The following is a 21,598-nucleotide window of genomic DNA, read 5'->3' as shown; positions in this document are numbered from 1 at the left end:
GGGCGGGGGACGGGCGGCCGGTACGCTGCGGCTCAACCAGCCTGGGAGGAGAGGCAGCCGACGTGACAGCAAACGTCTACGCGTCCGGTTTCCCGTGGCGCAGGGCGGTCGGGGCGGGAGTGGCGGCGCTGCTGCTGACGCCGCTGGCCGCGTGCGGTTCGGGCGGCGGGTCCGGCGAGGACACCAACGGCATGGAGGAGCTGTCAGCGGAGGAGATCGAGCAGCAGGCCAGAACCACCGCGCTGGAGGCCCAGACCGTGCTGCTGACCGGAACGGTCATCTCCGGGGAGCAGTCCTACCGCATCGACATGCGGCTGGCCGAGGACGGCGGCGTCGGCGAGGTGTCCGCGGAGGGCGGTAGCACGTTCGAACTGCTCCGGGTGGGCGAGGAGCTGTACCTGAAGGCCGACGAGGCGTTCTGGGAGAGCGAGGACCTGCCGGCCGAGCTGGAGTCCGACCCGGCCAAGAAGCTGGACGACAAGTACGTGAAGGTCGCGCCCGACGACCCGGCGTACGAGGAGCTGAGCGGGTTCACCGACAAGAACCTGCTGCTCGACGGCCTGCTCTCGCTCCAGGGCGAACGGGACACCGGCGACCACGGCGAGGTCGGCGGCGTGGAGACGATACGCGTCGAGGCGGACGGCGGCACGGGCGGCGCGATGGAGGTGGCGCTGGTCGGCCCGCCCTACCCGCTGCGGCTGGTGCGCGGCGGCGGCGCCGGCGAGGTCACGCTCGCCGACTGGAACCAGGACTTTCCGCTGCGCCCGCCCGCGGAGGACGACATCGTCGACTACGGCGAGGACATGATCTCGCCCGGCGGCGACGGGGACGGCGACGGCGGGGACTGAGCCGGGGCCCGGCCGCCTCAGCCGCGGCGGCGGCGCCGCACCGGCAGCCCCGAGGGGGCGTCCACCCGGGTGCTCGCGGCCGTCGGCAGCGGCGGCGCCGCGTGCGACTCCGCGGGCATCGCGCCGGGCCGCTGGAGCGCCGTGCCCGACGGTTCCAGGCGCAGCACCCGGCAGGCGCGGGCCCACCGGCTCGGCAGCTCCTCGGCGTCGGGGGCGTTGAGCCGCTTGCCCTTCAGCTCCGCGACGGCCGCCTGCCACGCCTCGCCTTCGGGCGCCAGCTCGGCCACCAGGGCCGGCCACACGATGAGGCGCCCGCCCTTGTCCTTGCTGCGACAGGTGACGGTGGCCCGGCCGCCGTCGGCCAGCCCCAGACCGTCGAGCGGCTGCTCGCCGGGGCCACCGACCAGACAGACCGCGCCCTCGTGCCAGACGTGCCACAGGGCCCGGGGCGACCCCTGCTGCCCGCGCACCCACACCAGCGCCGACTTCTTCGCCGACTCCTCGATCAGCGCCCGGTCCATCAGCGGGGCACTCGGCACGTCACTCGCCATGCCCGGAGCGTAGGCCCTTCCCGGGCCGCCCGCCACCACACCGGCCTTGCCGGCCGCGAACCCCGTCCCAACGTCCGGCGGTTCCGTCCGGACCGCCGAGCGCGGGGCGGGGCGGCCGGGCGTGGGCCCGGTTGGTGCCTTCGGCCCGCGTCCGTGCCCTGCGGGCGGCCACCCGGCCACCCTGCCCTGTCCGCGGGCTCCCCGCCGGGCCCTGCGGGCGGACTCCGAGGGCTGGCAGCCTGCCCGGGGCGGGCCGCCCCGCCAGCGCACCGGCCAGCCCGGGCCGCCGGGCGCGGGGCGGCCCGGGCGGATGCCTCAGGATCGTGCCGGGTCCGCAGGCCCTCGCCCCACGGGCCCCGGTCCTGTGGTGCTTCCGCTCCTTCCGGGCAGCGCCGGAGGGGGTGGACGAGACAGGGAGCCGTCACGGCCGACGAGGACGCGGTGCCCCCGGGCACCTCGGCCCACCGGACCGTCGGGCGGAGGCCGCCTGTACCGGCCCGGAGGGCGTCGTCGGGCGTCTGCGACGCGGCGCGGGCCTCCCGGGCCGCGGGCCGGGGTGGCGGGGCACCCCGCGGCTGCCAGGACAGGCGGTGTCCTGCTCCCCGACGCTTCGGGACGCCCGGGGAAGGGGCTACGCCGAGAGGCCGAGGGCGGACATGCGGCGGGTGTGGGCCTCGGTGATGCGGGAGAACATCCGGCCGATCTCCGCGAGGTCGAAGCCCGCCGCGACGCCGCCCACCAGCATCGTGGAGAGCGCGTCGCGATCGGCCACCACGCGCTGCGCCTGGGCCAGTGCCTCGCCCATCAGCCGCCGGGCCCAGAGCGCCAGCCGGCCGCCGGCCCGCGGGTCGGCCTCGATGGCGGCGCGCACCTTCTCCACGGCGAAGGAGCCGTGCCCGGTGTCGTCCAGGACGCGCAGCACCAGGCCGCGGGTGTCGGAGTCCAGCCGGACCGCCACCTCGCGGTAGAAGTCCGCGGCGATCGCGTCGCCGACGTAGGCCTTGACCAGGCCCTCCAGCCAGTCGGAGGGCGCCGTCATCGCGTGGAACTCGTCCAGCGGTGCGGCGAACGGCTCCATCGCCACCGTCGGATCCTCGTCGATCGCCCGCAGTCGCTCGGTCAGCTGTTCGAAGTGCTGGAACTCGGCCGCGGCCATCCGGGCCAGCGCCGCCTTGTCGGCCAGCCCCGGCGCCATCTTGGCGTCCTCCGCCAGCCGCTCGAACGCCGCCAGCTCGCCGTAGGCCAGCGCGCCCAGCAGGTCAACGACCGCGGCCCGGTATCGCGCGTCCGCGCTCGCCTCCACCCAGTCCTGCGTGGCGATGTCCTTCGCCTCGGCGTCCGGGGCGGCGTCGGCCTCCGGCTCGGCGGGAGAGCTCTCTGGCGCTGGGGTGTCGGACGTCTCCATGGCTCAGCAGAATAGCCCCCAGCAGCACGTTCGCGGCGAACGAGGGAACCGTCCCCGGGATTCTCAAACGTGACCTGATACACAGCCTGACACATGTGCGTGGATCCGGGGTAGAGTGATATAAGCCCGCTGAGGTGGGCCCGATTCCCAAGCTGGAGTCCCCTGGACCCGTACGTCACGGGGAGCCAGGACCTGCGGATGCCCGGTCGGTGGCCCGATCGGCTCCGACCTGACCAGCCCTCCGCGTGGTCCGTGCACCCCGCACGAGCCGCCGCAACGAGGGACCCGCTCGCGCGGTGCGTGCGCTTGAGCGAGACGACCGGGTCCCGCGCCGGACAGCCCCCTGTGGGCGTCACCGACCGGCGCGGTACGCAAGACCCGCCTCGCCGCCGCGTGCCGCGTCACACAGAAGAGGCAAAACGCTGTCCGCAACCACCACCACCTTCCGTGATCTCGGGATCCTGGCCGAGACCGCCGAGGCCCTCGAGGCCGTCGGCATCATCACCCCGTTCCCCATTCAGGAGATGACCCTGCCCGTCGCGCTCGCCGGCAGCGACGTCATCGGTCAGGCGAAGACCGGCACGGGCAAGACCCTCGGGTTCGGCCTGCCGCTGCTGGAGGCCGTCACGGTTCCCGCCGACGTCGAGGCGGGCCGGTCCACCCCCGAGGAGCTGACCGACGCGCCCCAGGCGCTCGTCGTCGTCCCCACCCGCGAGCTGTGCCAGCAGGTCACCAACGACCTGCTGACCGCCGGCAAGGCGCGTAACGTCCGGGTGGTCTCCATCTACGGCGGCCGGGCCTACGAGCCGCAGGTCGAGGCGCTGGCCAAGGGCGTGGACGTCGTCGTCGGCACGCCGGGCCGGCTGCTCGACCTGGCGGGCCAGCGCAAGCTGCGCCTGTCGCAGGTGCGCTGCCTGGTGCTGGACGAGGCCGACGAGATGCTCGACCTCGGCTTCCTGCCCGACGTGGAGAAGATCATCGAGATGCTGCCGATCCGGCGGCAGACGATGCTGTTCTCCGCGACCATGCCGGGCCAGGTGATCTCCCTCGCCCGGCGCTACATGAACCAGCCCACCCACATCCGCGCCGCCGAGCCGGACGACACGGGCGCGACCGTGGCGAACACCACACAGCACGTCTTCCGCGCCCACTCGCTCGACAAGCAGGAGCTGGTGTCCCGGATCCTGCAGGCCGACGGGCGCGGCCTCGCCATGGTGTTCTGCCGCACCAAGCGGACCGCGGCCGACGTCGCCGAGCAGCTGACCAGGCGCGGCTTCGCCGCGGCGGCGGTGCACGGCGATCTCGGTCAGGGCGCTCGGGAACAGGCGCTGCGCGCCTTCCGCAAGGGCAAGGTGGACGTCCTGGTCTGCACCGACGTCGCCGCGCGCGGCATCGACGTGGACGGCGTCACCCACGTGATCAACTACCAGACGCCCGATGACGAGAAGACCTACCTCCACCGCATCGGCCGCACGGGCCGGGCCGGCGCGGCCGGCACGGCGGTCACGCTGGTGGACTGGGACGAGATCCCGCGCTGGCAGCTGATCAACAAGGCCCTGGACCTGGGGCTCCCCGACCCGCCGGAGACGTACTCCACGTCCCCGCACCTGTACGAGGCGCTCGGCATCCCGCAGGGCACGAAGGGCGTGCTGCCGCGGGCGGAGCGCACCAGGGCCGGGTTGGACGCCGAGGAGGTCGAGGACCTGGGCGGCCGGGACAGCCGGCGGCAGCGCGGCCGGGGCACCGGCGGCCGGAGCTCCGGCCGGACCGGCGGCACCGGCGGTGGTTCGGGCTCCGGTGGCTCCGGTGGCTCCGGTGGCTCCGGCGCGACGAGCGGCACCGGCGGCGGTTCCGGCGGCGAGGGCGAGCGCGAGCGCCGCTCCCGCACGCCGCGCCAGCGGCGCCGCACCCGGGGCGGGGTGACGCTCTCCGCGTCCGCCGCCGCGGCGGAGGCCGTGGCCGAGGCACCGGCCGTCGTCGAAGGGGCGGCGGCCGAGCCCGCCGCGTCCGAGCCGGCGACGCCCACGTCCCGTCCCCGTCGCCGGCGGCGCCGCCGCCCCAGCGGCGGCGGGCAGCAGAACCGCCCGGCGGAATGACAAGGGCCTGAGGCCCGACGACGCGACGACCGGACGCCGCCCCGCCCACCAGGCGCGACGGCGTCCGCTCATGTGCACGCGGGCCTCGGCCGCGGCTGCCGCCCGGCCGGCGCGTCGCCCTCCGGGCCCGGCCGCGGCCAGCCGCTCGTCTCTCGCGCCCGCCCGCACCGGCCCGGGTCAGAGGACGGGCGTGCCCTCGCGGGTGAGCAGCCAGTCCGTGCCGGCGAAGTCGGCGGGGTCGATCTGGCCCCGGTCCTGGACCCAGCCGACGATCGTGTTGCGGATCTCGTCCGAGTTCGCCCAGAGCTGTTCGGCCGCCGCGACATGCGGGAAGTTGCCCCCGCCGTTCGCCCGGTAGTTGTTCACCGCGAGCACGAACTCCGCGTCGTCGGCGACCGGCTCGCCCCGGAAGCTCAGCCCGGTGATCCGTGAGCCGGCCTCCCTCGCGATGTCGATCTCGTACGCCACGCCGCCGACCACGTCGTAGTTGTAGTCGGGGATGCCGTCGGCGTTGGTCAGGTCCGCCGGGTCCACCTCGCCGCCGGCCGGGGTGCGGACGAAGTAGCGCGCGGAGAACTCCAGGTAGTCCCGCAGCTGGGCGCCGGTGATCAGCCGCGCCTCCAGCGTGTTCTCGTAGACGTACAGGCCCGCCACGTCCCGGATCGTCACCTCGCCGGCCGGGATGGCGGCCGAGCGGGAGAAGCACGCCGCCTGCGACAGCACCGGCAGGTCCGCGTACTCGCCGCCGGCCAGCGCCGCGCCCACCGTCTCCGCCTGCACGTGGTTGATCAGGTCGATGATCGACGTGTCCCGGTACGGCGCCTCGGCGGCCGACATCGCCTCGGTCGCGGTGCCGATGACCTGGTTGACGTAGCCGACCACCCGCTCGTGCTGCTCCGCGACGAGGCGGGTGATCCGCCGGTCCTCCGGCACCGTGTTGGAGTTCAGCACGCCGGCCGCGACCGAGGCGACGTGCCAGGACCCGCGCCGCCACTCCACCTCGATGTCGAACAGGGTCAGCCGCTGGCCCCACATCAGCGGCTCGGAGAGCACCACCTCGCGCCCGGTCTCCGCGTTCCGCACCCGGAGCTCGGGGATCTCGTCGTGCGCGTGACCGACCAGGATCGCGTCGATGCCCGGCACCTGCTCGGCCACCAGCGCGGCGGCGTTCTCGACGTACGGCAGCTGGTCGCCGTACGAGGAGGACCCGTCGCTGCCGGAGTGGGCGGCTACCACCACCACGTCGGCGCCCATCGCCCGCAGCCGGGGCACCCAGCGCGCGGCCTGCTCCCGCAGGCCGGGGAAGACCATCTCGCCCTCCACGTGGCCGCGGTCCCAGATCGCGATGCCGGGGTTGGTGAGGCCCAGCACCGCGAGCGTCACGTCCGGGCCGTGCGGGGTGCGCAGCCGGGTGAGCCAGTACGGCGGGAACGCGGGGCGCTCGGTGCGGGCGTCCAGCGCGTTGGCGGCCAGCAGCGGGAAGTCGCACTGCCGCTGGAACCTGCGCAGCAGCGGGATGCCGTAGTTGAACTCGTGGTTGCCCAGCGCCGCGGCGTCGTAGCCGATGGCGTTCATCGCCAGGGCCATCGGGTGCACCGGGGCGGCGTCGCCGGCCCCTCCGCCGGTGATCGGGTCGATCTTGGCGTAGTAGTAGGCGAGCTGGGTGCCCTGGATGGTGTCGCCCGCGTCGATCAGGACGGTGTTGCGGCGGCCGCGGTCGGCCCGCACCTGGTCGATGAGGGTGGACAGCTTGGCCAGGCCCACGTCGTTGTGCGCGGCGTCGTCGAACTCGGCGTCCGTGAAGTAGTCCCAGTTCATGACGTGGCCGTGCAGGTCGGTGGTGCCCATGACGGTGAACGCGTAGCGCCGCTCCTGGCCGCCGGAGGCCGCGGTGGCCGGCGCGGCGCCCGCCACGCCCGCGGGGCCGGCGAGCGCGGCGCCCGCGCCGGTCGCGGCGGTTCGGCCAAGGAACGTTCTGCGGTCGAGCGGAGACATGGGAGCTCCTCGCGGGTGGGGCGGCGGTGCCGTGGTGCTTAACGCGCGTAGATTCTGGCGCACCCCGCGCCCCGGGGGACAGCCCCGGGGCGGAACCCCCGCAACCCGGTGCCGATACGCTCACAGTCGTGAGCAGACCGCCCTTCCTCGACCCGCCGCCCGGGGTGCGCGCCTACGCGCTGCGGACCCGGCGCGGGTCGTTCGCCGTGCTGGACGCCGAGCCCCGCGGGCCGGTCGGGACCGCGCTGCTGGTGCCCGGATACACCGGCAGCAAGGAGGACTTCATCGCGCTGCTGGAGCCGCTGGCCGACGCGGGCTTCCGCGCGGTGGCGGTGGACGGTCGCGGGCAGTACCAGTCGCCGCGCGGCGGCGGGCGGCACGCCTACCGGCTCGGCGAGCTCGCCGAGGACGTGCTGGCCCAGGCCGAGGCGCTGCCCCCCGGCGGGCCGCTGCACCTGGTGGGGCACTCGCTGGGCGGCCTGATCGCCCGCGGCGCGGTGCTCCGGGCCACGGCCCGGCGGCGGACGCCGTTCGCGTCGCTCACCCTGATCGGCTCGGGACCCGGCCGGATCGCCCGCGGGTCGCGCTGGCGGGTGCGGGCCCTGGTCGCCGGGCTGCCGGTGCTCGGGCCCCGCGCGATGTGGCGGCTGTGGCACCCGGTGCGCGACCCCGGCATCACCGGGACGTTCCTGCGCCGGCGCTGGCTGGCCAACGAGCCGGCGCAGGTGCTGGTCACCGGGCGGACGCTGCGCCACGAGCCGGACCGGGTGGCCTGGTTGGCCGACGCCGGGCTGCCGGTGCACGTGCTGTCGGGGGAGCGCGACGGCGCCTGGCCGCTGCCGCAGCAGGACCGGATGGCGCGGCGGCTGGGCGCGCACCGGACGGTGATCAAGGGCGCCGAGCACTCGCCCAACGCGGAACAGCCGCTGCCCACCGCCGCCGCCCTGGCCGACTTCTGGACCGGCCTGCGCCCGGCCACCGAGGCCCCGGAGACCCCGGAAGCCCCGGAGACCACCGAGGCCGGGTCGGTCACGCGGTGAGCGGCTTGGCGCCCTTCGCCTGATCGACGATCCTGGCGTACTGCTCGGGGGAGGTGAGGTCGTTGCCGAGCCGGACCTCCTTCACGTCACCGTGGTAGTCGCTGGCTCCCGTGACGATCAGGCCCAGATCGGCCGCCAGGCCGCGCAGCTTGGCGCGGTTGGCGTCGTCGTGGTCGTAGTGGTCGATCTCCACGCCGTCGAGGCCCGCCTCGGCCAGCTTCACGATCGAGCTGTCGGACACCACCTGGCCGCGGAGCACCGCCAGCGGGTGGGCGAAGATCGCCACGCCGCCGGCGTCGTGGATCATCCGCACCGCCTTGTAGCCGTCCAGCTCGTGCTTGTCCACGTGGGCGCGCCCGCCGTCGGCGATCCACTCCAGCGTGAAGGCGTCGGCGACGCTTCCGACGACCCCGGTCTCCACCATGGCGGCCGCGATGTGCGGGCGGCCCACCGCGCCGTCCCCCGCCAGGCGGCTGACCTGCTCCCAGGTGACCGGCACGTCCAGGGCCCGCAGCTTGTCGATGATCGCCTTGGCCCGGGGCACCCGGTCGTCGCGCAGCAGCTCGCGCTGGGCGGCCAGCCGGGGCTCCTCGGGGTCGAAGAGGTAGCCGAGCATGTGGATGCTGACGCCGTCCAGCCGGCAGGAGAACTCCGTGCCGGTGACCAGGGTCATCCCGGCGGGCAACTCGGCGGCGGCCTCGGCGTGTCCCCCGACCGTGTCATGGTCGGTCAACCCCAGCACGTCGAGCCCCGCGGCGGCCGCGTTGCGGATCAGCTCGGTCGGGGTGTCCGAACCGTCGGAGGCGGTGGAGTGGGTGTGCAGGTCGATTCGCACGGGGGCGCTCCTGACGAGGCGAGGGGGGTGGGCCGCGAAGCCCAAGGATATCGGTGCGTCAACTCCCCGTGACGGCCGGTCTCGGCTCGGCCGGGGCGGCCGGGGCGGCTCAGGAGAGGATGCGCGGCGACAGCGCGCCGCAGGGCACCAGGTCGACCTCCGAGCCCGCGTCCCGCAGGTCGGTGAGCACGAGCTCGTCGTAGAGCAGCACGCCGCAGCGCTCCGGCCAGACCACGGCCCACAGCCACAGCCCCATCGCCTCGCCGGCGAACACCGCGCGGTCGCTGGGCACGTCGTTGACCTGCCACAGCGGGGTGGGCCGGCCCGCCGCCAGCACCTTGACCTGCGGCGGCTGGTCCACCCGCAGCCCCGGCCCCGGGTCGGGTCCCTCGATGCCCGCGTAACGCGCGCCGAGGCCCACGCCCAGCTCCTCGGCGATCAGCAGCAGCTCGCCGGGACCGCCCAGCGGGCTCGGGCCCGAACAGGCCACGGCCGTCGCCCGGCCGCCGGTGCGCTCGTCGCCCGCGCAGGCGACGCCGGTGAACAGCCAGCCCACGGGCAGCGGCCACGGCATCCAGACCGGCACCTGGGTGCGGTTGACCACGACCGTGAGCGCCTCCGCGCTGGGCGGCACCACGGGCTGCATCGGGTGGACGGCGCCGTGGACGGCGCACTGCCAGGAGTCCGCGAAGAGTCCGGGCGCCCGCACCCGTCCCCCGCACTTCGGGCAGCTGGGTTCGCCCCTCATGTGCATCAACGGTCCCCGCGCGCCGCCGGTACGTCAAGGACTGTCACCCGCCCAGAGGCGTCAGCCGCACCGAGCCCCTGGTCGGGTCGCGGAGATCCGTTCCGTGTAGCCGCCACAGATCGCGCAGCGCGTCGGTGCCGCGGGCCCTCCGCCAGGCGGCCTCCGCCGGGGTCAGCGGCAGCAGCGGGAGCAGCCACGGCGTCCCGGCGTCGGTCGGCCGGTCCACCAGCACGGCGCTGAACGGCGCGCCCGGCCACAGCGGCTCGCCGAGGTCCAGGGCGGCGCCCGGCGCCAGCGTCACGCCCTCCACCTGCGGCGACGCGGCGACCACCGCCAGCGCCCGGAGCACGCCGTCGGTGTCGGCCCGGCCCGCTCGCAGGGTGAGCAGCAGCTCGGCCTCCGGGTCGGCGCCCAGCGTGGCGTAGCGCACCAGCCCGCCGTCCGCCGGATCGCGGAAGCGCAGCACCTCGATCCGCGCCGCGCCGAGGAAGGTGACGCCGGCCCGCGCGTCGGGCTCGCCGAGCGCCGCGCGCAACCTCTCCCACCCCGCCGCCGGGGGCACGGCGCTCACCGCGCGCCCCGTTCGCCGCGGACCACCAGGACGAGGCCCAGCAGGATGAGCACCAGCGCGGGATACGCGGCGGGCGGCGGCAGCTGGCCCAGCCAGACCGCGGCGAGCAGCGCGGCGCCCGGGGTCTCCAGCAGCACGCTGGTGGCGACGATCGACGGGCCGAGGCCGCGCACCACGCGGTTGAGCAGCGAATGGCCGAGGAACTGGGAGGCCACGGTCAGCATGAGCAGCTTCAGCCAGGTCTCCGCGCTGTAGCCGGCGCCCAGCGAGACACCGCCGACCAGACAGGCCGCGAGCAGCCCGACGGAGGCGGTGCTGTAGCACACCAGGGTGTACGAGGTGGTGCTGAGCGTGCGCCGCGCCTCCGCCCCGGCCAGCACGTACACCGCCATGGCCATGCCCCCGGCGAGCGCCAGCGCGTCGCCGGCCAGGGCGCGCCCGGACACGGCCAGATCGACCCCCGACAGCAGCAGCACGCCGGTGAACGCGACCAGCCCGCCGCCCCACACCCGGGCGGCCGGCCGGTGCCCCCGCAGCCGCAGCAGGATCGTGGTCCACACGGGCGTGGTGCTGACCAGGGCGATCGAGGACGCCACCGAGGTGAGTCCGATGCTGGGCAACCAGAGCCCGAAATGCAGAGCAAGCGCCCCACCGGCCACCGCGGACGACCTTACCGGTCGGATTCCCCGTGCGCCCGGCCCACCACCGGCGCCGAGGCCGCCCGCGGCCCGGTTGGCCAGGCCGGCCGGGCCACCGGCTGTGACCGAGGAACTGGCTGTCGTGCCGTCGGCGGGGCCGGTCGTCGTGTCGCTGGTGGTGCCGGCCACGGCGCGGCCAGCGGTGCTGTCCGGTGGGCCGGCTGTCGTGCCGTCAGTGATCGAGTCCGCGGGGCCGGTCGTCGTGCGGTCGATGGTGTCGGCCGCCGTGCCGGCCGTGGTGCGGTCGGTGGTGTTGGCCGGCGGGCCGGCCGCCGTGCCGCTGGCGGTGCCCGTCGCGGGACCGGCTTCGACGTCGTCGGTGGTGCCGGCCGGCGGGCCAGCTGGCGTGCCGTCAGTGGCCTTGCCGAAAAGGTGGGTTCTGCTGTCGGTGGCGCCTGCTGGGTCACCGGCATCGGCGTCCTCGCTGATGCCGGCCGGCGGGTCGGCTGTCGTGCCGCTGGTGGTGTCCGCCGCGGGACCGGCCGGCGAGCCGTCAGTGGCGATGCCGGCAGGGCCGACCGTGGTGCCGCTGCTGACACCGGTCGCAGGGCTGGCCGGCGGGCCGGTCGCGGGGCTGGCCGTGGCGTCGGAGGTGGTGTCAGCGGGGATGGCAGCCGGTGGGCCGGCTGGGGTTCCGTCAGAGGTGCTTCCGGCGGGACCGGTCGTCCTGTCGTCGGTGGTGCCGGCGGTCAGGCCGGATGCGGCGTCGTCGGTGGGGGCCGCCGGAGGCGCTCCGCGGAGGAGAGCGGCAAGCTCACCGCGGGTGGCCGCGACGGGAAGGAGCGCCGCGGCGGCGAGCGCGTTGCGCCAGAAGGCGATGGCCAGGGCCGGCGCCGCGGTGACCGCGACCAGCGGTCCGGAGAGGGAGATCCCGGCGATGCCGACCGCCAGCAGCAGCACGTCGACACGCGGATGGGCGGCCGGTCCGGCCGCCGCGGTCGCGGTGCCGGGCCCGGCCGGCCGCGGCGCGGCGGCGCGGGAGCGCCCCGCGCTCACGGGGTCGCCAGGGGCGTCCTCACAGAGCCCCGAAGCCGACCCTCCGGTGGGCCTGCTCGCCGATCTCCACATACGCCACCCGGTCGGCCGGGACGATCACCTTGCGTCCCCGCTCGTCGACCAGGGTGAGCAGCTTCCCGTTGCCGGTGAGGGCCTTCGAGATCTCCGCCTCCACCTCCTCGGCGGACTGCCCGCTCTCGAGAACGATCTCGCGCGGTGTGTGCTGTACGCCGATCTTGATCTCCACGGCCTGTCCCTCCGCTGTTCGATGGCGGTGCCCCGCCGACTGTGCACAGGCTATCCGGGGCCACGGCCAGCCCGGAAAGCGTTCGCAACGCCGAGAGCGAACGCGAACAGCGCCCCCGGCCGCCCGGCGGCCTCAGCCGTGCTGCATCGGGAACCCGGCGATGCCCCGCCAGGCGAGCGACGCCATGAGGTTCTTCGCGACGGCGCGCGGCACCTCCCGACCCGAGCTGAGCCAGTGCCGGGCGGTGATCTGGGCCATCCCGCACAGGCTCACGGCCAGCAGCATCGCCTGGTCCTCCGGCAGGTCGGTGTCCTCCGCGATCAGCGGGCTCACCAGCTTGGCGCAGTCCGACGCCACCTGGTCGACGCGCTCCCGCACCGCCGGCTCGTTGGTCAGGTCGGACTCGAAGACCAGCCGGAAGGCCCCGCCCTGGTCCTCCACGTAGGCGAAGTACGCGTCCATGGTGGCGGCGATCCGCTGCTTGTTGTCGCTCGTCGAGGCGAGCGCCTCGCGCACCCCTTGGACCAGCGCCGCGCACTGCTGGTCGAGCAGCGCGAGGTAGAGCTCCAGCTTGCCGGGGAAGTGCTGGTAGAGCACGGGCTTGCTGACGCCCGCGCGGTCCGCGATGTCGTCCATCGCCGCGGCGTGGTAGCCCTGGGCGACGAAAACCTCCTGGGCCGCGCCCAGCAGCTGGTTGCGCCGGGCTCGGCGCGGCAGGCGGGTGCCGCGCGGGCGTGCCTGGGTCTGCTCGGTGGCTGTCACGCCGCCTCCCGGGGTGGGTTCGTCCAGCGCGTTGGGTGGTGCTCGCGCGGGGTGGCGCGAGTCGCTCGCGCCGGTGCTCTTCGTGGTGTGGCGGATACGCCGTGACCGTCATCGTACGGTCGAGTAATCGTTCAGTGCGCTGCCCGCGGGGAGGATTTCCCGCCAGTGATCAGCCGCGGTCTCCCGATCACCGGTAGTCCTCGTCCCCGGGATCGACGGTCCGCGCCTGTTCGGCGGCGTCCGCCGGGTCGGCGTCGTCCGTGCCGCGCTCGGTCAGCGGCGTGTCACGCAGCCGCAGCAGCTCCAGGCGCTGTTCCGCGGCGTCGGCCTCCGGGGTCTCCGGGTCCTCAAGGGCGCGCTGGGCGTCCCGCGCGTCGTCCGGCTCGTCGTCGAGGTACTCGTCGAGGGTCTCGGGGTCGCTTGGGTCCTGGGTCACAGCGGCTCACCTCCGCATGGCGTGCATGACCGGTTCTGGCCGGTGGCTGACCGGTCGGTGCCCGGTGGGTGACACCCAGCCTAGGAGCCAGGCGCGCCTGAGGCGAACCCGCGTGTGACGCCGGACACAGCGAAGACCCAGGGGAGTGCGTGTGAGGCACGTGACGGGCTCGTAATATTGCGGCTATGCCGACGACCGAGCCGACCGCGCAGCAGCAGCGACTGCACGCCGCGCTCGCCGCGGCCGAGGGGTGGCCCGGCGTCCGGGACGGGGAGACGATCAGGTCGGTCCAGCTGCCGGGGATGACCATCGCGGTGCGCCGCCGCCCGGGGACCCGGGACGGTCTGGAGCCGGCGTTCCTGGTGCACGGGCTCGGCGGCTCCTCGCGGAACTGGTCGTCGCTGATGGCGCTGCTCTCGGACGACCTGGAGTGCGAGGCCCTCGACCTGCCGGGCTTCGGCGCCTCGCCGCCGCCGGACAGCGGCGACTACTCGATGTACGGGCACACCAGGGCCGTGATCCGCTGCCTGGAGGCGAGCGGGCGCGGCCCCGTGCATCTGTTCGGCAACTCGCTGGGCGGTGCCCTCGTCGTCCGGGTGGCCGCGCTCCGGCCCGATCTGGTGCGTTCTGTGACCCTGGTCTCGCCCGCGCTGCCCGAGGTGCGGGTGCAGCGCACGGCGCTGCCGACCGCGCTGCTCGGCGCGCCGGGAATGCCCCGGCTGCTGGCCAGGATGATGGGGGAGCGGCCGCCGGAGCAGCGGGCCAGGGAGGTGCTGCGGCTCTGCTACGGCGATCCCGCGCGGATCACCCCCGAGGAGTTCTCCGCCGCGGTGGCCGAGCTGGAACGGCGGGAGACGCTGCCGTACTTCTGGGACTCGCTCAGCCGCACCGCGCGCGGCCTGGTCAACGCCTACACCCTGGGCGGGCAGCACGCGCTGTGGCGGCAGGCCGAGCGGGTGCTGGCGCCGACCCTGCTGGTGTACGGGGTGCGCGACCGGCTGGTGTCCTTCCGGATGGCGAACCGCGCGGGGCGGACGTTCGGCCAGTCCCGGCTGCTGGTGCTGCCGGAGGCCGGGCACGTGGCCATGATGGAGTTTCCCGAGTTGGTAGCCCGCGGGGTCAGGGAGTTGCTCTCCGACGTCGCGGCGCACACCGGTCCGAGCAGCGACGACTGAGGGGCCGGATGACACACCAGGACGCGACCGACCAGCGCCACCCGCGGCAGCAGTCGGCGGGACTCCGCGGCCCGATGGGCTCCGGCCGGGTCCCCGGCCCGCGGCAGGAGTACGTCGACGCGTTCGACGACCAGAACTTCGGGCGGGTGTCCGAGCCGCGGCCCGCGGCCGGCACGGGCCCGCAGCGGGTGGTGCGGGATCCGCGTCCGGCCGGGCACCAGTACGCGAACGCGGGTTCGGCGAGGGCCGGCGGCGGGGCGTCGACCGGCCAGCACCCGGTGGTCGCCGGGTCCGCCGGGTCCGCGGCGGGGCCTGACGCCGACGAGCCGGCGGCGCAGCCGCGCGGCCGGTCGCGTGGCGGTAAGCGCCGCGCCCCGAAGAAGAGCCGGCGGGAGCGGCGGGAGGCCGGCGAGCGGGGCGGCTGGGGCCGCACCCTGACCGGCGTCGCCTCCGCCGCCGTGGTGACGGTGCTCGCCGTGGTGGTCGCGGTGCAGATCGCGCTGCCCGACGAGGACGCGGAGAGCCAGGCGGAGCTGAACGAGCTGGCGGGCCTGGACGGCGCCGACGGTCCTGACGGCGCCGGCGGCCGGGGCCCGGACGCCGGCGAGGGCGGTGACGGCACCGGCACCGACCTGGGCCGCGAGGAGCCGCCGCCCGCGGAGCCGACGTACCAGGAACTGCTCGACACGCCGTTCGAGATGGCGCCCGACCTCGCCGGATCCGGGGAGCTGGTGCCGGTCGGCGGCAGCGATCCGGCGCCGGATCCGGACGCCACCACCGTCGTGCGCTACCGGGTGGACGTCGAGGAGGGACTCGGGGTGGACCCGGAGTTCTTCGCCGAGGCGGTGCAGCGCACGCTGAACGACGACCGCAGTTGGGGGAGCGACGGCGAGCGCAGCTTCGCCCGGGTCTCCACCGGCGACTACGACTTCGTGGTCACCCTCGCCAGCCCGGGCACCACCGCGGAGTGGTGCGACATGTCGGGGCTCGACGTGCGCGAGGACAACGTCTCCTGCAACTCCTCGTTCACCGAACGGGTGATGATCAACGCCTGGCGCTGGGCGCAGGGCTCGGAGACCTACGGCGACGACATCGCCGGCTACCGGCAGATGCTGGTGAACCACGAGGTCGGGCACCGGCTGGGCTACGGGCACGCGCTCTGCCCGGCGAACGGCGCGCTCGCCCCGGTGATGATGCAGCAGACGAAGTTCCTCGCCACGGAGGGACACACCTGCGAGCCCAACCCCTGGCCGCACCCGGAGAACTGACCCGCGGCGGCGCCGCACCGCGCCTTAACGACGGGACACCGCTCAAAGTCACGAATGTTCACCCCTTCTGGTGGTGTGCGGGATGACTCCTGGTCGCACACGGCACATGTAGACATACCGTCTTTCCGCTGAAGTTCTTTGTCGTCCGTGGTTCCGCAGGGAGATCAGGGGGTGCGTCCGTGCGTGTGGCACTGCTCACCGAGGGTGGCTACCCGTACGCCCACGGCCAGCGACCGTCCGGGGCACGGGTGCCCGACGGGGGCACCCGCCGGCAGGCGGACCGTTTCGCCATTACCGGGCTCTCCGGGTTACCCGCGCCGGTCGTCGCCGAGTGAGAGGGACGACCGGCCGGCGCGCCGGTCCCGCCCGCGCCCCCACCCCCCGTGGGCCCCCACCAGCCGAACCGCCACCCCGCCCCCACCGTCACACCCGCACTGTCACCCCCGCACCGTCCCATCCCACGACACACACCGCACGGAAGGAGGGAGGGGCTCGTCTCGGCCGTGCCGGCCGCGGCGCCCGCCCCGACGTCTGATGACCCCACCACACCCCGGTTCCTCGGCCGCAGCGCGGAAGGGCATCCGATGAGAGTGCTGCTTCTGGGCGCGGCCGGGTACCTGGGCCGGTTCGTCGCCGACCGGCTGCTCGCCGACCCCGCCGTCCAGCTCACCGCCCTGGGCCGCGGCGACGACGCCGACGTCCGCTTCGACCTGTCCACCGGCAGTCCGGGCGCCCTCACCCGCTTCCTGGACGCGGTGCACCCCGGGGTCGTCATCAACTGCGCCGGCGCCATCCGCGGCACGGCCAGCGAGCTGACCCGGCACAACACCGTCGCCACCGCGACCCTCTGCGAGTCCCTCCGGCGCAGCCGATGTCGGGCTCGACTGGTACATATCGGCTGCGCCGCGGAGTACGGTCCGTCGGCCAACGGCTCCTCGATCGCGGAGGACGCCATCGCCCGTCCCGGCGGGCCCTACGGCGTCAGCAAGCTGGCCGCCACCGAGCTGGTGCTGGGCTCCGGACTGGACGCGATCGTGCTCAGGGTGTTCTCGCCGACCGGCCCGGCCACCCCGGCGGGCTCGCCGCTCGGCCGGCTGGCGGACGCGCTGCGCCGCGCCATGCAGCACGAGGACAGCGAGTTGAAGCTCGGCGGGCTGGCCGTGCACCGGGACTTCGTCGACGTCAGGGACGTCTCCCGGGCGGTGCACGCCGCGACGCTCTCCGCGGCCCAGGGAGTGATCAACATCGGCTCCGGGCACGCCGTCCGGCTGCGCGACGCGGCGCTGACGCTGGCCCGTATCTCCGGATACGGCGGGACGTTGCTGGAACTGGAGGGGCCGCCTCCCGGGGTGCCGGCCCAGCCGGCCGGCGGCGGCTCGACGGCCGTCGTCCCGCAGCCGGTGCCCGCCGCGGCGCCCTCCCATCCGTATCCGGACGGCTGCGGTGCCTGGCAGCAGGCCGACGTGCGCACCGCCCGGGACCGGCTGGGCTGGCGTGCCAGGATCGGCCTGGAGGAGTCGCTGGCCGACATCTGGATGGAGGCGGCGTGCCGGATGTGACCGGCGGGCCCTGCCCGAGGGTTGGGACGCCCTCGTCTCGACCCGCAAGACCGGCGTCTCGGAATGAGACCGCCCGTGGCAGTGTTGTACGGCAGAGCACTGATTCGTAGCCCCATGACCTTACGGAGTCCCCGTGTCGCTGCCACCCCTGGTCGAGCCGGCCGACGAGCTCACCGTCGATGAGGTCCGCAGGTACTCGCGTCACCTGATCATCCCGGACGTCGGGATGGCCGGGCAGAAGCGGCTGAAGAACGCCAAGGTGCTGTGTGTCGGCGCGGGGGGCCTCGGCTCGCCCGCGCTGATGTACCTGGCGGCCGCCGGGGTCGGCACCCTCGGCATCGTGGAGTTCGACGAGGTGGACGAGTCGAACCTGCAACGACAGATCATCCACAGCCAGGGCGACATCGGGAAGTCCAAGGCGCTGTCCGCCAAGGAGTCGGTGCTCGGCATCAACCCCTACGTCCAGGTCAATCTCCACGAGGAGCGGCTGGACTCCAGCAACGTGATGGAGATCTTCGCCGGGTACGACCTGATCGTCGACGGCACGGACAACTTCGCCACCCGGTACCTGGTCAACGACGCCTGCGTGCTGCTGAACAAGCCGTACGTGTGGGGCTCCATCTACCGCTTCGACGGCCAGGCGTCCGTCTTCTGGTCCGAGCACGGGCCCTGCTACCGCTGCCTGTACCCCGAGCCGCCGCCGCCCGGCATGGTGCCGTCCTGCGCCGAGGGCGGCGTGCTCGGCGTGCTCTGCGCGTCCATCGGCTCGATCCAGGTCACCGAGGCCATCAAGGTGCTGACCGGCACCGGCGACCCGCTGGTCGGGCGGCTGATGATCTACGACGCCCTGGAGATGAACTACCGCCAGGTCAAGGTGCGCAAGGACCCGAACTGCGCGGTCTGCGGGGAGAACCCGACGGTCACCGAGCTGATCGACTACGAGGCGTTCTGCGGGGTCGTCTCGGAGGAGGCGCAGGCGGCGGCGCGTGACGCCACGATCACGCCGCTGCAGCTCAAGCAGTGGATCGACGCCGACGAGAAGATCGACATCATCGACGTCCGCGAGCCCAACGAGTTCGAGATCGTGTCGATCCCCGGCGCGCGGCTGATCCCGAAGAACGAGTTCCTGATGGGGAACGCGCTCGGCGACCTGCCCCAGGACCGGCGCATCGTCCTGCACTGCAAGACCGGCGTCCGGTCGGCCGAGGTGCTCGCGGTGCTGAAGGACGCCGGGTTCTCGGACGCGGTGCACGTCGGCGGCGGGGTCATCGGCTGGGTCAACCAGATCGAACCGGAGAAGCCCGTCTACTGACGGCGACGGCCTCGCCGGCCGAGGGGCCACCCACGTTCCGCGCCGCGGGCTTGGCCCCCCGCCGCGCGAACGGGCCGACTCGTCCCGGGCGAGGCTCCGGCGCGGCGCAGCCCATGACGGACCGCGGGGCGACGGTGCGCAACCTGGCGGACCAGGTGTCAGGGCTGCGCTGCGCGTGGTTCCGGCCGGCGCGCGGGCCGACTCGTCCCGGGCGCGTCGCGGTGCGGAGCCTGGCGGGCCAGGTGTCAGCGTTCCGTGGGCTCGGCCGCGGGTGACGTACCCGCGGCCGAGCCGCCGGTCAGGCCCGTGCGGCCTCAGCACACCGTGCCGTCGTCGGGGAGCGTGCCGGCCAGCAGGTGGGCGTCGACCGCCTCCGTCACGCAGGTGTCGCCGTCGCCGTACGCGCCGTGGCCCTCGCCGTCGTAGGTGAGCAGCACGCCCACCCCCTCACCCAGCTCCTCGCGCATCCGCTCCGCGCCCACGTACGGCGTGGCGGGGTCGCCGGTGGTGGCGAGCAGCAGGATCGGCTGGGCCGCGTCCGCCGCCGAGACCTCCGGCTGGTCCTGCTCGCCGGTCACCGGCCAGTTGGTGCAGGACAGCAGGCCCCAGAGCAGGTGCGGGCCGAAGACCGGGGAGGCGGCGACGAAGGCGTCGCGCTGTTCGTGGACGGTGGCCAGCGTCGGCCGGGAGGCGAAGTCGGCGCAGTTGACGGCCCGGTTGGCGGCGTGCACGTTGCGGTAGTGGCCCGCGTCGTCGCGTCCGTTGTAGTTCTCCGCGGCGGCGAGCAGCAGGTCCCCGCGGCCCTCGTCCCGCATCTGCAGCAGCGCGCTGGTCAGGTACTCCCAGGAGCCCTGGGAGTAGAGCAGCCCGAGCATGCCGGTGACGGCCAGGCCCTGGGTGAGCTCGCGGTCGGTGTCGGTGGGCAGCGGCCGGTCCCCGAGCGCGTCGAGCAGCGCGTTGAGCCGCTGGTACGCGGCGGGTCCGGCGCCCGACCCGCCGGCGGGGCAGGGGCCCTCCCGGGCGGCGCAGTCGTCCAGGTAGTTGTCCAGGGCCAGTTGGAAGCCCTCGGTCTGCAGCAGCGCGCGCTCGACCACGTCCCTGGTCGGGTCGACCACGGCGTCGAAGACGGTGCGGCCGACGCGTTCGGGGAAGAGGTGGGCGTACACGCCGCCGAGCTTGGTGCCGTAGGAGATGCCGAAGTAGTTCAGATGCCGGTCGCCCAGCGCCTGGCGCAGCAGGTCCAGGTCGCGGGCCGCGTACTCGGTCGTCATATGGGGCAGCAGGTCGCCCGCCCGCGCCTCGCACGCCGCGGCGTACTCCCGCGCGTCCACCAGGTACGCCTGCTCCTGCGCCGGGGTCTCGGGCGGCCCGTCGTCCTGCTGTCCCGACCGGTCGATCTCCGCGCCGTCCAGGCAGACCACGCCGTCGCTCTCGCCGACGCCGCGCGGGTCGAAGCTGACCAGGTCGTATCCCTCGTGCAGGGCGGCGTAGTCGTCGCCGCTCCGGGGCAGCGCGGCGACCCCGGAGCCGCCGGGGCCGCCGAAGTTGAACACCAGCGAGCCGAGGTGCTCCCGGCCCGGCGCGGCCGCCGCCCGGATCAGCGCCAGGTCGATGGTCTCGCCCTCCGGATCGGGGTGGGCGTAGTCCAGCGGCACCGTGAGCGTGGCGCACTCCCACGGCGTGCCGTCGGGCAGCGGCTCGGGCGCGGGGCCGGAACCCTGCCGGATGGTCGGGCGCCCGCACTCCCCCCAGTCGAGGTCCTGTCCGGTGAACTCCGCGGGCGGCTCGGGCAGCTCGGTCCCGCCGGCGGGCTCGGGGCCGTTCGGTCGCTGCACGCCGGGTATCGGCTCGTCGCTCGCCCCGCCGCTGCATCCGGCCGCGCCCAACGCGACGAGGAGGCCGAGGGTCAGGGCGCGCGCACCGCGCCACCGGCTCCGACTCTTCGGCATGGCCCCCCTCCCCGCTTTCCTTCTCGGAGGCTACCCGCCCACCCCGACAGCCGACAGCGCACGGCTGGTTCGCCCGACTAGTCGGCGGCGGTCAGCTCGTACTCGTAGGTGACCAGTTGCGCCCGGTGGTCGCCGGGCGGGAGGTAGGCGGCGGCCTCGCCGCGGAAGGTCGAGGCGATGGACGGCTGCGGGGAGACGCCGAGGACGGCGGCCTCCTCGCTGGGCACGAGGTTCGCGTTCGAGCCCTGCACCGTCTCGGTCATGGTGTGACCGAGCGGCACGATCGCCAGCACCCCGCCGCCCGCGGTGCGCAGCGCGTACACCTCGGGGTGCTCCGGCGTCGCCCGCTCGTACTCGCGGGCGATCAGCGGATCCTCCGGCTCGCGGGCCGCCTCCTGGCACAGGTCGTCGAGCGCGGGCGTGTCGCCCCACACGTCGCCCTGCAACTCACCGCGGTGCTCCCAGGTCTCCTCGACGTGCTCGGTGACCGCGGCGGGGGTGATCAGCAGGCCGTCGTCCTCGGCGGGCACCGCCTCGGCCAGGTCCCCGCCGTCGAGCTCGATCTCCGGCACCTCGTCGTCCTCGAGCACCTCAAGCGCCGAGACCAGCTTCCAGTCCTCCCCGCGCTCGGCGAACGTCAGCAGCCGCTGGTGCCGGTCGGGATCCGCGCTGCTCACCGCGCTGACCAGGAACCACGGCTCGCCGCCGGCGGGGATGAAGTACTCCCGCTCCTCGAAGAAGACGTCGGTGTGCGCGGCGTCCGGCTCCAGCGCCTCGCGCTTGGTCAGCCGGGCGGTGTCCCGCTGGAGCTGCGAGCCGGCCTCGGCCTCCGCGAGCCGCTCGGCGTCGCCCGCCCGATGGGCGTCGTTGCTGATCCGCTCGTACCGGTCGACGGCCTGCTCCGCCAGGAGCGGTGTGATCGCCGGGTCCACGTCCTCGGGCGCGATGTCCTCCAGGTTGTCGGACGGCGACTGCAGCCCGTCCGCGCCGCAGCCGGCGGCGCCGACCGTCGCCAGCCCCACCGCGCAGGCCAGGACGAGTCTCCTGGTCCACGATCCGCCGACTCCTCGCACCGGCTCCAACCGAGCCACCCCCCACATCCCCAGG

The 21,598-nt window shown here is 74.6% G+C and carries 20 protein-coding genes; 8 read left to right on the top strand and 12 right to left on the bottom strand.

Going from position 1 to position 21,598, the window contains the following annotated elements:
• Positions 1–62 precede the first annotated feature (62 nt).
• Positions 63–848, top strand: a complete 786-nt coding sequence (locus ABGB06_RS06285; protein WP_347586075.1) for a hypothetical protein — start codon at positions 63–65, stop codon at positions 846–848.
• Between the two features lie 17 nt (positions 849–865).
• Here the strand turns inward: ABGB06_RS06285 and ABGB06_RS06280 are convergent, their stop codons facing one another.
• Entirely contained in the window at positions 866–1,399 is a 534-nt protein-coding gene (locus ABGB06_RS06280) for a hypothetical protein (RefSeq protein WP_347586073.1), read from the bottom strand.
• A 631-nt stretch (positions 1,400–2,030) separates the two neighbouring features.
• The gene (locus tag ABGB06_RS06275) at positions 2,031–2,804 is read right to left on the bottom strand and encodes a ferritin-like fold-containing protein (RefSeq protein ID WP_347586071.1); all 774 of its coding nucleotides are present in this window, start codon (positions 2,802–2,804) and stop codon (positions 2,031–2,033) included.
• A 524-nt stretch (positions 2,805–3,328) separates the two neighbouring features.
• Here ABGB06_RS06275 and ABGB06_RS06270 point away from each other — a divergent pair.
• The gene (locus ABGB06_RS06270) at positions 3,329–4,900 is read left to right on the top strand and encodes a DEAD/DEAH box helicase (protein WP_347586070.1); all 1,572 of its coding nucleotides are present in this window, start codon (positions 3,329–3,331) and stop codon (positions 4,898–4,900) included.
• A 177-nt stretch (positions 4,901–5,077) separates the two neighbouring features.
• Here the strand turns inward: ABGB06_RS06270 and ABGB06_RS06265 are convergent, their stop codons facing one another.
• Positions 5,078–6,895: a 5'-nucleotidase C-terminal domain-containing protein gene (locus ABGB06_RS06265; RefSeq protein ID WP_347586068.1), complete on the bottom strand. Its 1,818-nt coding sequence runs from the start codon at positions 6,893–6,895 to the stop codon at positions 5,078–5,080.
• A gap of 128 nt (positions 6,896–7,023) precedes the next feature.
• Here ABGB06_RS06265 and ABGB06_RS06260 point away from each other — a divergent pair, with 128 nt between their 5' ends.
• Entirely contained in the window at positions 7,024–7,935 is a 912-nt protein-coding gene (locus tag ABGB06_RS06260; protein WP_347586066.1) for an alpha/beta fold hydrolase, read from the top strand.
• Here the strand turns inward: ABGB06_RS06260 and ABGB06_RS06255 are convergent.
• The 7 genes from ABGB06_RS06255 to ABGB06_RS06225 all read right to left on the bottom strand — a co-directional run bounded on the left by ABGB06_RS06255 (position 7,925) and on the right by ABGB06_RS06225 (position 13,228).
• Positions 7,925–8,770 carry a PHP domain-containing protein gene (locus ABGB06_RS06255; RefSeq protein WP_347586064.1) on the bottom strand — a complete coding sequence of 282 codons (846 nt, stop codon included), beginning with the start codon at positions 8,768–8,770 and terminating at the stop codon, positions 7,925–7,927. The genes ABGB06_RS06260 and ABGB06_RS06255 overlap by 11 nt on opposite strands.
• Positions 8,771–8,879: 109 nt before the next feature.
• Entirely contained in the window at positions 8,880–9,518 is a 639-nt protein-coding gene (locus ABGB06_RS06250; RefSeq protein WP_347586063.1) for a DUF6758 family protein, read from the bottom strand.
• Positions 9,519–9,561: 43 nt separating this feature from the next.
• The gene (locus ABGB06_RS06245) at positions 9,562–10,080 is read right to left on the bottom strand and encodes a suppressor of fused domain protein (RefSeq protein WP_347586581.1); all 519 of its coding nucleotides are present in this window, start codon (positions 10,078–10,080) and stop codon (positions 9,562–9,564) included.
• A gap of 5 nt (positions 10,081–10,085) precedes the next feature.
• Entirely contained in the window at positions 10,086–11,783 is a 1,698-nt protein-coding gene (locus ABGB06_RS06240) for an EamA family transporter (protein ID WP_347586061.1), read from the bottom strand.
• 19 nt (positions 11,784–11,802) lie between these two features.
• Positions 11,803–12,030: a DUF3107 domain-containing protein gene (locus ABGB06_RS06235; protein WP_347586059.1), complete on the bottom strand. Its 228-nt coding sequence runs from the start codon at positions 12,028–12,030 to the stop codon at positions 11,803–11,805.
• Positions 12,031–12,162: 132 nt separating this feature from the next.
• On the bottom strand, positions 12,163–12,792 hold the full coding sequence (locus ABGB06_RS06230) for a TetR/AcrR family transcriptional regulator (RefSeq protein ID WP_347586057.1): 630 nt from the start codon (positions 12,790–12,792) through the stop codon (positions 12,163–12,165).
• 187 nt (positions 12,793–12,979) lie between these two features.
• A complete protein-coding gene (locus tag ABGB06_RS06225; RefSeq protein WP_347586055.1) occupies positions 12,980–13,228 on the bottom strand; it encodes a hypothetical protein in 249 nt (82 codons plus the stop codon).
• A gap of 302 nt (positions 13,229–13,530) precedes the next feature.
• Between ABGB06_RS06225 and ABGB06_RS06220 the strand changes: the two genes are divergently transcribed.
• The 5 genes from ABGB06_RS06220 to moeZ all read left to right on the top strand — a co-directional run bounded on the left by ABGB06_RS06220 (position 13,531) and on the right by moeZ (position 18,542).
• Entirely contained in the window at positions 13,531–14,403 is an 873-nt protein-coding gene (locus tag ABGB06_RS06220; protein ID WP_347586579.1) for an alpha/beta hydrolase, read from the top strand.
• A gap of 8 nt (positions 14,404–14,411) precedes the next feature.
• Positions 14,412–15,671, top strand: a complete 1,260-nt coding sequence (locus ABGB06_RS06215; RefSeq protein ID WP_347586053.1) for a DUF3152 domain-containing protein — start codon at positions 14,412–14,414, stop codon at positions 15,669–15,671.
• Between the two features lie 179 nt (positions 15,672–15,850).
• A complete protein-coding gene (locus ABGB06_RS06210) occupies positions 15,851–16,006 on the top strand; it encodes a hypothetical protein (protein WP_347586051.1) in 156 nt (51 codons plus the stop codon).
• 249 nt (positions 16,007–16,255) lie between these two features.
• Positions 16,256–17,230 (top strand): NAD-dependent epimerase/dehydratase family protein, encoded by a 975-nt coding sequence (locus tag ABGB06_RS06205; protein ID WP_347586049.1) that lies wholly within the window; start codon positions 16,256–16,258, stop codon positions 17,228–17,230.
• Positions 17,231–17,363: 133 nt separating this feature from the next.
• Entirely contained in the window at positions 17,364–18,542 is a 1,179-nt protein-coding gene (moeZ, locus tag ABGB06_RS06200; protein ID WP_347586047.1) for an adenylyltransferase/sulfurtransferase MoeZ, read from the top strand.
• A 314-nt stretch (positions 18,543–18,856) separates the two neighbouring features.
• On the opposite strand, the gene ABGB06_RS06195 is transcribed toward moeZ, so the two are convergent.
• Positions 18,857–20,491 (bottom strand): alpha/beta hydrolase, encoded by a 1,635-nt coding sequence (locus ABGB06_RS06195; protein WP_347586045.1) that lies wholly within the window; start codon positions 20,489–20,491, stop codon positions 18,857–18,859.
• 77 nt (positions 20,492–20,568) lie between these two features.
• The gene (locus ABGB06_RS06190) at positions 20,569–21,582 is read right to left on the bottom strand and encodes a hypothetical protein (protein WP_347586043.1); all 1,014 of its coding nucleotides are present in this window, start codon (positions 21,580–21,582) and stop codon (positions 20,569–20,571) included.
• Between the last annotated feature and the right edge of the window lie 16 nt (positions 21,583–21,598).

Source organism: Streptomyces sp. B6B3 (assembly GCF_039871525.1).
GTDB lineage: Bacteria > Actinomycetota > Actinomycetes > Streptomycetales > Streptomycetaceae > Streptomyces.
This window is presented reverse-complemented; position numbering and strand designations above follow the sequence as displayed.

Bases quoted from the DNA above. Each gene is read 5' to 3' on its own strand.
- ABGB06_RS06280 (WP_347586073.1), bottom strand. From the start codon at position 1,399: ATGGCGAGTGACGTGCCGAGTGCCCCGCTGATGGACCGGGCGCTGATC.
- ABGB06_RS06275 (WP_347586071.1), bottom strand. From the start codon at position 2,804: ATGGAGACGTCCGACACCCCAGCGCCAGAGAGCTCTCCCGCCGAGCCG.
- ABGB06_RS06270 (WP_347586070.1), top strand. From the start codon at position 3,329: ATGACCCTGCCCGTCGCGCTCGCCGGCAGCGACGTCATCGGTCAGGCG.
- ABGB06_RS06265 (WP_347586068.1), bottom strand. From the start codon at position 6,895: ATGTCTCCGCTCGACCGCAGAACGTTCCTTGGCCGAACCGCCGCGACC.
- ABGB06_RS06250 (WP_347586063.1), bottom strand. From the start codon at position 9,518: ATGAGGGGCGAACCCAGCTGCCCGAAGTGCGGGGGACGGGTGCGGGCG.
- ABGB06_RS06220 (WP_347586579.1), top strand. From the start codon at position 13,531: ATGACCATCGCGGTGCGCCGCCGCCCGGGGACCCGGGACGGTCTGGAG.
- ABGB06_RS06215 (WP_347586053.1), top strand. From the start codon at position 14,412: ATGACACACCAGGACGCGACCGACCAGCGCCACCCGCGGCAGCAGTCG.
- ABGB06_RS06205 (WP_347586049.1), top strand. From the start codon at position 16,256: ATGAGAGTGCTGCTTCTGGGCGCGGCCGGGTACCTGGGCCGGTTCGTC.
- ABGB06_RS06195 (WP_347586045.1), bottom strand. From the start codon at position 20,491: ATGCCGAAGAGTCGGAGCCGGTGGCGCGGTGCGCGCGCCCTGACCCTC.